Source organism: Hominisplanchenecus faecis (assembly GCF_020687205.1).
Classification (GTDB): domain Bacteria; phylum Bacillota; class Clostridia; order Lachnospirales; family Lachnospiraceae; genus Hominisplanchenecus; species Hominisplanchenecus faecis.
In genome coordinates this window covers 112,213-123,384 of the sequence record NZ_JAJEQE010000003.1, presented here as the reverse complement: position 1 = coordinate 123,384, position 11,172 = coordinate 112,213, and the positions used below count along the sequence as shown (strand labels likewise).

Genomic DNA, 11,172 nt, shown 5'->3' with positions numbered 1-11,172 from the left:
TTTTCGAATTCATCATGGCTGTATTATTTTACGCACCATGTTTTACAATGCAGTTCGTCTGCACATTGCCAAAAGCTTCTGGTCTGCCCGGAGTCTCCTAAGCGGAACAGTCCTTTCAGGCCAAATTACAAAACACGAAAAAACAGAGACACTGTAACGGTAGTAAATTTCCGTCACTGTGCCTCTGTCTTTTTTGTTTTGTACACAAGAAAGTTGATGCGGAAGGCTTTGGTTCTAAAACCTGTTTGCGTACACTGGCGGTGTGGAAGGCTGTTTCCTGCCAGCGTGTAAAATATGATATGAAGTGTTTTTAAAAACTACGGCTGTTCAAAAATGTACAGCAATGTGCAAAATGAACGAATTCCCAAGAAGGCACTTTTACGTGCCCTTCGGGGAATTCGTTCATTTGCACATGCACTACTATTCTTTTGCAAACACTATTTTAAAATGTGCGGCATTTCAGTTCTTTACACCTGCCAGGAAATCAACGATAAATTTTAATCTGTTTTGATCGTTTCGTTCATGCTTCCCATGCGGTATCCCTGAAGATCCAGGGTCACATAGCTGAAACCGATTTTCTTGAATTCAGAAACAATCTTTTCTCTGTTTGCATCTTCCATCAGTTTCAAAAATTCGGACGGCATCACTTCGATCCTTGCCATCTGTCCGTGGATGCGGACACGCAGCTGATGGAACCCCATGTCCAGAAGCAGCTGTTCTGCCTGGTCTACCATGGAAAGTTTGCTCTCTGTGATCTCTTCTCCGTAAACGAAACGTGAGGAAAGACAAGCAAAGGATTGTTTGTCCCAGGTCGGAAGTCCCATTTCTTTTGAAAGATCACGGATCTCCTGTTTTGTCAGCTCTACGTGGCGAAGCGGACTTTTTACATGAAGTTCTGCCACTGCCTGCAGTCCCGGGCGATAATCGCCGTTGTCATCCATATTGGAACCTTCTGCAACATATTTGATATTGTTTTCCTTTGCAATATTTCCGATTTTTTCAAACAGTTCATGTTTGCAAAGATAACAGCGGTTCTTCGGATTATGGGAAAATCCTTCGATCTGTAATTCTTCTGACTCGCAGATAATATGTTTGATGCCTTCTTTTTTGCAGAATGCTTTCGCTTCTTCCAGCTCACGTTTCGGAAAAGAGCAGGACTGTGCCGTCACTGCGATTACCTGATCTCCCAGCACATCGTGTGCCACTTTCAGAAGAAAGGTGGAATCCACACCGCTCGAAAATGCGATTGCCACGCTTCCGAGTTCTTTTAAATATTCCTGTAATGCTTCTAATTTTTTATTCATATTTGTTTTTTCCTTATAATTAATTATAATGCCAAGAGCAAAAGCCTGAAACCGTGAGGTTCCTGTACAATTCTTTTCACTGTTTCTTGAGCTGTACCGCTGCATTTTTATTCCTCAGTTCCAGATAACCGCACTCGGTCAGATATTCCAGGCTGTGCAGTGTAAAAGTTCCTCTGCTCATCGAAACTTCCAGCCACTCTTCCAGTACCTTTTTCCACGGCATCCACTTGTGGCGGTGCTGTTCTGAGGTATATTTATAATCTCCGATACAGTCTCCCAGTCGGTAAGCTGCCAGCACATAATTGTACATAACCGGGCTTTCTTTGTACAGTTTTTCCGGACGTGGATGTTCCTGCTCTGCAAGTGCAGGCACAAATTCCTGATCCAGACCAAGCATCCGGTTCAGAAACGGATCATAAAGATAATATACCGATGGAATGTAAGGAAATTCCAGTGTTGCCAGTTCCCTGTCCTGTAAATCTGCTTTATATTTCACGATAATGTTTGCATTGAGCAATTCTCTCTGTGTGTAAATCTCCTCTATCTGACTACATTTCAGAACGGTCCTGCGAACTTTATTTTTTTCATTTTTGAGATAAAAAATTTCCCCTTCGCCGTACCCGAACATATATTCAAAAGAATCCGGTGCCGTGCGGCGAATTGGCGAATATACCATGTGATACTGGTTAAAAGTTCCTTTCATGGACTTTCTTGCTTCCAGATCAAAAATTTCCGGTATTTCTTCCATCGCCCAGATTCGAACCGGCCATTCAGCCATTGTCGGACGTTTGTCAACAACGATCGCTTCTGTCTTTTTCTTTTTGTTTTGTATGTCCTGTCCCCTCCTTTCTCCATACTCATATCATGATGTTTGGGTCAAAAGACGCCATACGAGAGTACCTCTGATATCTTTTGATACCTGCATCCGATTTAACTGATCTGCCAGCGGGTATGGCTTCCCTGATCGTCTTTGGTCACGATCAGCTGATCTTCGATCTCCTGCTTCAGTTCCGTCACATGCGAAATAATACCGATCAGTTTCTCTCCTTCTGCCATGTTCTGGAGGACTTTTACTGCCTGATCTCTGGAATGTTCATCCAGTGATCCAAAGCCTTCGTCGATGAACATCATATCAAGGTTGATCGCTGCGGAACTTTCCTGGATCTGATCTGCCATGCCAAGTGCCAGGGAAAGTGCCGCCATAAAGGACTCGCCACCGGAGAGCGTTCGCACTTCACGGACTTTTCCGGTCACAGCAGAATAAACCATCAGATCCAGACCTCTGTTTTTGCCTGTTCCGGCTTTGTCAATATCGCACATCCGCAGTTCAAACTGTCCTGCGGACATGTCCTGAAATCTCTGGTTTGCCGCTTCCAGGATCTGCTCCAGATAATGCCTTTGTACATATGTTTCGATATCCATTCTGGAGTTTTTCCTGTTTCCGGACAGAAGCTGATACAGTCCGTTTATTTTCTCATACTGATGCATCACTTCACTGCGTTCTTCCATCTGCGGTTTTAATGCCTGGCAGACTTTCTGATCGATCCGCCAGATTTCCTGCCATTGTTCCAGAACACGCTGACTTTCTTTCCACGCCGCTTCTGCTGCTTCACTGGTTTTTTCCAGTTCTTCCAGGACTGGTTTTGGCTGTTCGCCGATCGCTGCCCTGGCAGAATTTATCAGGCTTTCGGCTGCCGCTTTCTGTCTGCCGTGGTTCTGTGCATCCTGTTTCCATTTCTGTACCTGCGTTTTGGTGTAAGTTCCGGTCAGTTCCATCCAGGCCGTTTCCGGAAAATGTTTTTCTTCCAGAATTTCCCGGTAAGCCTGCTGTCGGATCTTTTGCTCTTCCATCTGCTGAGGGATTTCTTTTTTATACTTTGCAATTAAGGTCTGTGCCCGGTTTTCCTGTTCCTGTGCTTTTTGCAGTCTCTCCTCTGCCCGCATGACAAGTACATCTTTTTCCTTTTTGGCGGTATCTGCTTTTGCATACGCCGCCTGTGCTTCCTGCTGATTCTGGTAATCTTTTGATCCTTCCAGGCTCTCCAGCATCACACGGCTTCGCTCCAGAGCGGTTTTGGCATCTGCTGTTTCTTTTGCGGACTGCTCAAGCTGCTCCTGAAATTGCTCTTTCTGCTTTTCTGCTTTTGTAAGGGCAGAAAGAAGCATCTGATACTCGTTCACTTCTTTTTGAAACTGTCTGCCTTCTGCTTCCATTTTTTTACTCTGGTGTAAAAATTCACCTTTCATCTGCTCCAGAAAGTCTGCACGTATTTCTTCTAAATCCAGAACTTCTTTTGCCCTGCTGCGGAGATGTTCAAAACTTTCCCCGGCATTTTTCTGTTTTTCTTCCAGAAGGCTCCCTGCGGCTTCTGCCGCCGCTGCCGCCTGTTCCTGTTTTCCCCGCAGCTGTTCTGCCTGAAGGGCCAGCTCCTTAATCATCTCTTTTGTCAGATTCTGGTGTTCTTTTTCAAGCTTACACGGAGAAGGATGCTCCGTGGAACCGCAGACCGGACACGGGCACCCCTCCTTTAACTCCTGTGCCAGAAAACCTGCCTGAGCATTTAAAAAGATCTTTCGTTTCTGCTCGTAAACGGCATTTTTTTCTTCAAATTCCAGGCTGGCCGCCCGATAGGCAAGACGTCTTTTTTCTGTCGTCTGCTTTTGTGTTTTGTATTCTTTCTCCGTTTGTTCTGCTCTGGAAAATTCCGTTTCCAGCAAGCCGAAATCTTTCTGTTTTGCCTGCCATAAAGCAAGATTTTTCTCCGACTGTGCAAGCTGCTGTGAGCGTTCCCGCCACGCTTCCTGCTGTTTTTCAAGTTGCTCTTTTTTTGCTTTGAGTGCTCGCTCTTTTTCTTCTGCGTTTTGGACCGCTTTTTCTTTTTGAATCACATCCTGCCCGGCAGCTTCCATTTTTGTAAAGACTTCCATGGCTTTTTTCACTTTTTCTTCCACTTTGGTAAAAGCCGCAACTTCTTCTTCCTGCTGATGTTTTGCATCTTTTGTATTCTGTATACAGAGTTTTGTATCTTCCATAAGGTTCGGAAGCTGTTCTGTCTGTTCCTGAAGATCTGATCTCAATTTTTCCAGCATTTTCTTGCAGTCCAAAAGCCGCTGATAAACTGCCTGTACCTCCCAGGCGTCTTCGACCCGAACCGCCAGTTCCTGCTGTTTTGTGATCGCTTCTTCCTGCTCTTTTAAGCTCTGCAAGGTTTTTTCTGCATCTTCCAGCTGTACAAAAAATTTCAGAAGCTGAGAAGCTTTCGCAGCAGCATCCCTTGCACGGTCACGCTCCCGGCTTCGCTCCTGTGTGATCTTTTTTGCTTCTTTTGTCTGCTTTGAAAGTTCCATACACAGAAGTTCCAGCTTTTCCAGAAACTGCTCCATGACCGTTACCGAAAAATCTTTTGATTTTTCCAGTTCTTTTTTCTTTTCTTTTAAAAATGCCGTCTGTTCCAGACCTTCTGGAAGTTCTGTGCGGCTGATCTCGGCAATACACCGCATGCGGATCTGATCGATCTCTGCCTGTTTTTCTTTTTTGCGTACGGCAAATTCATTTTTGATCTCCTCGTACAGACCGGTGTGAAACAGCTTGCGGAAGATCATTTTTTTATCATCTGATTTTGCACGCAGAAGTTCCATGAATTCTCCCTGAGCGATCATCGCAACCTGCATAAACTGCTCTTTTGTCAGTCCGACAATCTCCATCAGTTTCGCATCCGTCTCTTTTGCCGGATATTCGCTGCCGTCCGGCATGGTAAGTGAAACTTCCTCACTGACCATTTTTTCGCCGCTGCCGCGTTTCAGCGGACGTACATGACGCGGAATGCGTTTCACGGTATAAAGATCGATCTCAGTTCCGTTTTTCTCAGAAAAAGTCAGGGAGACAAACGGCTCCGTCCCGATCTCCACAAACTGACTCTGAAGTTCCGCACCGTTTTTCTTATTTGCATTGGAGCTGGCTTCTCCGTAGAGAGCAAACACAATCGCATCAAAAATCGTTGTTTTTCCGGAGCCGGTATTTCCGGTGATCAGGAATAAATTCTGATCCGGTTTTTCAAAATCAATCTCGGTTCGGTTTCCATAGGAACCAAACGCCTGCATCACAAGTTTTAACGGCCGCATCTTATTTCACCCCCTGTACACTGCTGATCACATCCAGAAGCATCTCACGTTCTTCCTCATCCATATGTTCCCCGAGAAACGAACAGCAAAGTTCAAACGGGTCCAGTTCTTCGATCTTTCTGCTCTGTCTTTTGTACTCTGCTCTCCGCTCCCTCTCTCTGCGGATCTCAAGCAGATATGGAAATGCATTTCGCAGACGGTCTTTGAGGTCGATCACATCGAGATCTTCTTTGTCTGTGAGCACAACCGTGACATAATCTTCGCATGCCTGCGAAAGCACCTCCTGAAATTCTCCCTTTATCACACGCACCTGACGAAGCGGCGTAAGCGGAAGCACTTCCGTGGAAATATTTCCTTTTTCTTTCATCGTCACCATCACAATGCCTTTTTTCTGTCCGGCTTCACTGACCGAACAGGCAAGCGGTGTTCCGCAGTAACAATAATATTCGCTTCCCACTTTCATCGGTTTGTGGATATGTCCAAGTGCCGCATAATCAAACACTTCCAGCACATCTGCTGAGATCTCATCGATATTTCCGACCGTGCGAATCTCGGAATCCATGCGCTCTACGTCCTCCGCCTGTCGGTCGGATGGAAGATAAAACTGATGGCTGACCAGCACATTTCGCTCCTTTGTATCGATATTTTCTCTTTCGATCAGAAGATGCAGTGCCTCGTCGTAGGAATGCTGTGTTCCGTCCTCCCGCGTTCCCACGATCTCTCTTACCATCGACGGTTTCACAAACGGAAGCAGATAAAAATGCAGATCACCATAAGCATCCTGCAGTGTCACTTTTTCGATATGTTCCTCTTCTGTAGTCGGCGGCGTGCCGATCATATAGACATTCTGCCTGGACAAAATACTGCGAAAACAGTTCAGCCTGGCGGCACTGTCATGATTGCCGCTGATGATCATCACCGGCATCTGCGGCATTTCTTCGGAAAGATTTTTCATAAAGCTGTCAAAAATCTCCACTGCCTCCGCAGACGGAACCGCTTTGTCATAAATATCCCCTGCGATCACCATCGCATCCGGCTGCTGCTCTTTTGCCAGCCGGATGATCTGTTCAAAAATATATTCCTGGTCTTCCCGCAGATCGCGTTCGATCAGTTTCAGTCCGATATGCAGATCGGATAAATGAAAAAATTTCATCTGCTCACCCCTCGTAAATCTTATCTTAGTTGGAGAAAACTCTTCTTCTGTATATGTTAAGCAACAAATCCGTCTTCTTTCTTCTATTTTTGTCCTGCAATGATCCTGTACATTTCCGGTCTGCGGTCACGGAACAGTCCCCATTCAAGACGCTTTGTTGCCAGCTCATCCAGATCGTATTCTCCGATCAGGATCTCTTCCTGATCTCTGGAAGCTGTTTTTTTCAGTTCGCCTGTTTCATCGGTCAGGAAGGAAGAACCATAAAAAGTCAGTACAGACTTCTGACCTCCATTTTCCGTATCCGGCTCTACCACCTCTTTTCCAATACGGTTTGCTGCGATCACCGGCATCAGATTGGCTGCTGCATGGCCCTGCATACAACGCCTCCAGTGCGGCATGCTGTCACATTCCAGGATTGGCTCCGAACCGATGGCAGTCGGATAAAACAGAAGTTCTGCACCCTGAAGTGCCATGCATCTGGCACTCTCCGGAAACCACTGATCCCAGCAGATTCCGATGCCGATCTTTCCATATCTGGTCTCAAAGATGCGAAATCCGGTATCGCCCGGCGTAAAATAAAATTTTTCCTGATAATAGTGGTCATCCGGAATATGTGTTTTACGATAAATCCCAAGAATCGTTCCGTCCGCATCGATGCATGCGATCGAATTGTAAAGATTGTTGACTTCTTTTTCATAAAAGCTGATCGGAAGCACGACTCCAAGTTCTTTTGCCAGACGCACTCCCATCTGTACTGCTTCGTTTTCTTCTGCCGGTTTTGCATAATGATAAAAATCATACCGTCTCTGCTGACAGAAATATTCCCGTTCAAAAAGTTCCGGCAGTAAAATAATATTTGCTCCTTCTGCTGCCGCTTCTCTGATTTTCTTTTCTGCTTTTTCCAGATTTTCCTGCAGCTCTGTGCTGCACTGCATCTGGATCGCCGCTGTTTTTACTTTTCTCATTCCTTTTCTGCCTTTCCCTGTGGTATCTGCTGCGTAATACAGTGGATGTTTCCGCCTCCGGTGAGAATATCTCTTGCATACACCGGTAGGATCTCTCTCTGCGGACATATGCTGTGCAAGATCTCTGCTGCCCGCTGATCACTTTCTGCATTTTTTCCGCCAAAAGCCGGCATGATAACTGCCCCGTTTGAAAAATAGAAGTTTACATAAGATGCCGCAAGGCGTTCGCCCACTTCTCTTGTATCTTCTCCTTCTTCAAACACATACCCTTCCAGATCTTCCGGCGTAACGCAGACCGGCACATCCGGGATCGGAAGTTTATGTACGATGATCTTTCTGCCTTTCGCATCGGTCTGTAATTCCAGATACTGAAGTGTCTCCAGTGATAACGGGTACTGCGGATCTTTCGGATCATCCGTCCACGCCAGCACCACCTCAGCCGGACCGACAAAAGCACATACATTATCTACATGCTCGTTTGTCTCATCCAGGTAAATGCCCCTTGGCAGCCAGAGCACTTTCTCCGCACCCAGATATGCTTTCAGTTTCTCCTCAATCTGTTCTTTTGAAAGCTGCGGATTCCTGCCTTTGCTGAGCAGACAGGCTTCCGTCACCATGACTGTCCCTTCCCCATCACTGTGGATGGAACCGCCCTCCAGCACAAAAGGTGCCGCATCGTAGCAGAAATATCCTTCTCTTTTGGCGAAATCCAGGGCAAACGCATCATCCAGCTTCCAGGATGCATACAGCCCATCCACCGTTCCGCCCCAGGCATTGAAAGACCAGTTTACTGCACGAACGCTGCCTCCCTTTTTTACAAACGTCGGTGCCATATCTCTTGCCCAGGCATCATCCGTTTCTGCCTCAAAGACGGTCACCGGAAAATGTCTTCCGCATGCGATGGCTTCTCTATATTTTTCTTTCTGCTGTGCGGCAAATGCCTCTGCCCGTGCAAGAACCTTTTTTCCGGCAGCCAGATACACTGGCTCACTTTTTGTGATCTCTTCCATAACTGCACAAAAAGCCTGTTCGGCATCTTTTGCATTCTTTTTCCAGGAACCCGGCCGCTGCGGCCAGATCATGATGCAGCCTTTATGCGGCTCATACTCTGCCGGCATATAATATCCGTCCGCAGACGGTGTTGTTCTGTTGTATTCCATCGTATCCTCCTTCAGAATCTACGGTGCTGTCGCTTGCAAGTCTCATATGCGTTCGGTTTAAATTACAGACGCATTTTAAAATCGTCATAGCCAAATTCTCTTACCATTTCCACACTTCCGTCTTCTTTTAAAAGTGCGATTCCCGGAAGCGGCATTCCGTTAAAGGTATTGTTTTTTACCATGGAATAGATCGCCATATCTTCAAAGACCAGTTGATCCCCGATACGGATCGGCTGCTCAAAACTGTAGTCCCCGATCACATCCCCGGCAAGACAGGTCATCGAAGAGAGGCGATACGTGTACTGTTTTTCCCCTGCTTCAAATCCTTTTGCAAGCGGCGGGCGGTACGGCATCTCCAGCACATCCGGCATATGGCAGGCTGCCGATGCATCGAGAATCAGAATGTCCATATCGTTGTGCACGATGTCCATCACTTCTGTCACAAGATAACCGGCATTTAAAGCAATCGCTTCGCCAGGCTCCAGATAAACTTCCACCGGATAGGTTTCTCTGATATAACGGATCAGTTTTTTCAGAGTTTCCATCTGATAATTTTCCCTTGTGATATGATGACCTCCGCCCATATTCAGCCATTTCATCCGGTACAGATATTTCCCGAATTTCTTTTCAAATGCCTGAAAAGTCGTTACAAGATCATCTGCATTCTGTTCGCACAGCGTGTGGAAATGAAGTCCTTCCACACCCTCCAGCAGATCTTCCCGGAACTGTTCTTCTGTCACACCAAGTCTGGAAGCATAGCCACAAGGATCATAGATCTCATGCCCTTCCTGCGTGGAGCACTGCGGATTGATGCGGATGCCGACACTGACTGCTTTTTTATCTTTTCTCACCTTTGCACTTTCCCGGCACATTTCTTTATATTTCTCATACTGTGCAAAGGAATTGAAGATGATATGGTCGCAGATCTGCACCAGTTCTTCCATATCTTTTTCTTTGTATGCCGGTGCAAAGACATGATTTTCTTTTCCCATCTCTTCATATCCAAGTCTTGCCTCATACAGTCCGCTCGCTGTTGTTCCGCTGATATACTGACCGATCATCGGATACAGGCTGTACATGGAAAATGCTTTCTGAGCGAGCAGGATGTGACAGCCGCACTCCTGCTCAAGATTCGCAAGAATCTCCAGATTTTTTCTGATTTTGCCTTCATCCACAACATAGCACGGTGTCGGCAGATCTTTCCACATCATTCTACAGTCTGCGGATTTTCATCCACAACCCACGGCAGTCCGTACTGATTCAGCATATCCATAAACGGATCCGGATCAAATTCTTCAATGTTGAACACACCGTCTTTGTCCCATACTTTATCCACAACAAGTGCTGCCCCGATCATCGCCGGCACTCCGGTTGTGTAGGAAATCGCCTGAGATCCGACTTCTTTATAACACTCCTGATGATTACATACATTGTAGATATAAATGGTCTTTTCTTTTCCGTCTTTCTTTCCGGTAAAAATACAGCCAATGTTTGTCTTTCCGACGGTACGCGGTCCAAGGGAAGCCGGATCTGGAAGCAGTGCCTTCAGAAACTGAATCGGCACAATCTCTTTTCCTTCAAACAGAATCGGTGAAGTGGAAAGCATGCCTACATTTTCCAGACATTTCATGTGCGTCAGATAGCTCTGTCCAAAGGTCATAAAGAAACGGATACGTTTTACGCCCGGAACATTTTTTGCCAGAGATTCGATTTCTTCATGATGAAGCAGATACATATCTTTTTCGCCGACCTGCGGGAAATTATATTCTCTTTTGATTTCCATTGGCTCTGTCTCTACCCAGTGGCCATTCTCCCAGTAAGAACCGTTTGCGGACACTTCCCGCAGATTGATCTCCGGGTTAAAGTTGGTGGCAAACGGATAGCCATGATCTCCTCCGTTGCAGTCCAGAATATCGATCGTCTCGATCTCATCAAAATAATGTTTCAGTGCATAGGCTGTAAAGACACTGGTGACACCCGGATCAAAGCCGCTTCCGAGAAGTGCCGTGATGCCTGCTTCTTTAAATTTTTCCTGATAAGCCCACTGCCAGGAATAGTCAAAATATGCGGTAAATCCGGCCTCTTTGCAGCGTTTCTCGTAAATTTCACGCCACTGTTTATCGTCGGTATCTTCCGGCTCATAATTGGCGGTATCAATATAATCCACCTTGCATGCCAGACACGCATCCATGATCGTCAGATCCTGGTACGGAAGTGCCACATTTAAAACAGCATCCGGCTGATAAGACTGGATCAGTGCGATCAGTTCTTCCACCTTATCGGCATCCACCTGTGCTGTTGTGATTTTTGTTTCCGTTGTATTCTCCAGTTTTTCTTTCAGTGCATCGCACTTTGCCTTTGTTCTGCTGGCAATACAGATCTCAGAAAATGTTTTGCTGTTCTGACAGCATTTGTGGATCGCAACTCCTGCAACTCCTCCGCATCCAATGATCAGTAATCTTCCCATA

The 11,172-nt window shown here is 46.1% G+C and carries 8 protein-coding genes; all 8 read right to left on the bottom strand.

What is annotated here, in order from left to right:
• Positions 1-497: 497 nt before the first annotated feature.
• Entirely contained in the window at positions 498-1,304 is an 807-nt protein-coding gene (gene larE / locus LKD42_RS02050; RefSeq protein WP_022119830.1) for an ATP-dependent sacrificial sulfur transferase LarE, read from the bottom strand.
• Between the two features lie 76 nt (positions 1,305-1,380).
• Entirely contained in the window at positions 1,381-2,082 is a 702-nt protein-coding gene (locus LKD42_RS02045; protein ID WP_248834658.1) for a hypothetical protein, read from the bottom strand.
• Between the two features lie 152 nt (positions 2,083-2,234).
• Positions 2,235-5,426: an SbcC/MukB-like Walker B domain-containing protein gene (locus tag LKD42_RS02040; RefSeq protein WP_248834657.1), complete on the bottom strand. Its 3,192-nt coding sequence runs from the start codon at positions 5,424-5,426 to the stop codon at positions 2,235-2,237.
• A 1-nt stretch (position 5,427) separates the two neighbouring features.
• On the bottom strand, positions 5,428-6,579 hold the full coding sequence (locus LKD42_RS02035) for an exonuclease SbcCD subunit D (RefSeq protein WP_248834656.1): 1,152 nt from the start codon (positions 6,577-6,579) through the stop codon (positions 5,428-5,430).
• 83 nt (positions 6,580-6,662) lie between these two features.
• Positions 6,663-7,544 (bottom strand): N-carbamoylputrescine amidase, encoded by an 882-nt coding sequence (gene aguB / locus LKD42_RS02030; RefSeq protein ID WP_248834655.1) that lies wholly within the window; start codon positions 7,542-7,544, stop codon positions 6,663-6,665.
• Complete coding sequence (gene aguA, locus LKD42_RS02025) at positions 7,541-8,704, bottom strand: agmatine deiminase (protein WP_248834654.1); 1,164 nt, start codon at positions 8,702-8,704, stop codon at positions 7,541-7,543. Before aguA ends, aguB begins: the two co-directional genes overlap by 4 nt.
• 62 nt (positions 8,705-8,766) lie before the next feature.
• Entirely contained in the window at positions 8,767-9,915 is a 1,149-nt protein-coding gene (gene nspC, locus LKD42_RS02020; protein WP_248834653.1) for a carboxynorspermidine decarboxylase, read from the bottom strand.
• Positions 9,912-11,171, bottom strand: coding sequence for a saccharopine dehydrogenase family protein (locus tag LKD42_RS02015; RefSeq protein ID WP_248834652.1), 1,260 nt, complete (start codon positions 11,169-11,171; stop codon positions 9,912-9,914). Before LKD42_RS02015 ends, nspC begins: the two co-directional genes overlap by 4 nt.
• Position 11,172 lies beyond the last annotated feature (1 nt).

Bases quoted from the DNA above. Each gene is read 5' to 3' on its own strand.
- larE (WP_022119830.1), bottom strand. From the start codon at position 1,304: ATGAATAAAAAATTAGAAGCATTACAGGAATATTTAAAAGAACTCGGA.
- LKD42_RS02045 (WP_248834658.1), bottom strand. From the start codon at position 2,082: ATGGCTGAATGGCCGGTTCGAATCTGGGCGATGGAAGAAATACCGGAA.
- LKD42_RS02040 (WP_248834657.1), bottom strand. From the start codon at position 5,426: ATGCGGCCGTTAAAACTTGTGATGCAGGCGTTTGGTTCCTATGGAAAC.
- LKD42_RS02035 (WP_248834656.1), bottom strand. From the start codon at position 6,579: ATGAAATTTTTTCATTTATCCGATCTGCATATCGGACTGAAACTGATC.
- aguB (WP_248834655.1), bottom strand. From the start codon at position 7,544: ATGAGAAAAGTAAAAACAGCGGCGATCCAGATGCAGTGCAGCACAGAG.
- aguA (WP_248834654.1), bottom strand. From the start codon at position 8,704: ATGGAATACAACAGAACAACACCGTCTGCGGACGGATATTATATGCCG.
- nspC (WP_248834653.1), bottom strand. From the start codon at position 9,915: ATGATGTGGAAAGATCTGCCGACACCGTGCTATGTTGTGGATGAAGGC.
- LKD42_RS02015 (WP_248834652.1), bottom strand. From the start codon at position 11,171: ATGGGAAGATTACTGATCATTGGATGCGGAGGAGTTGCAGGAGTTGCG.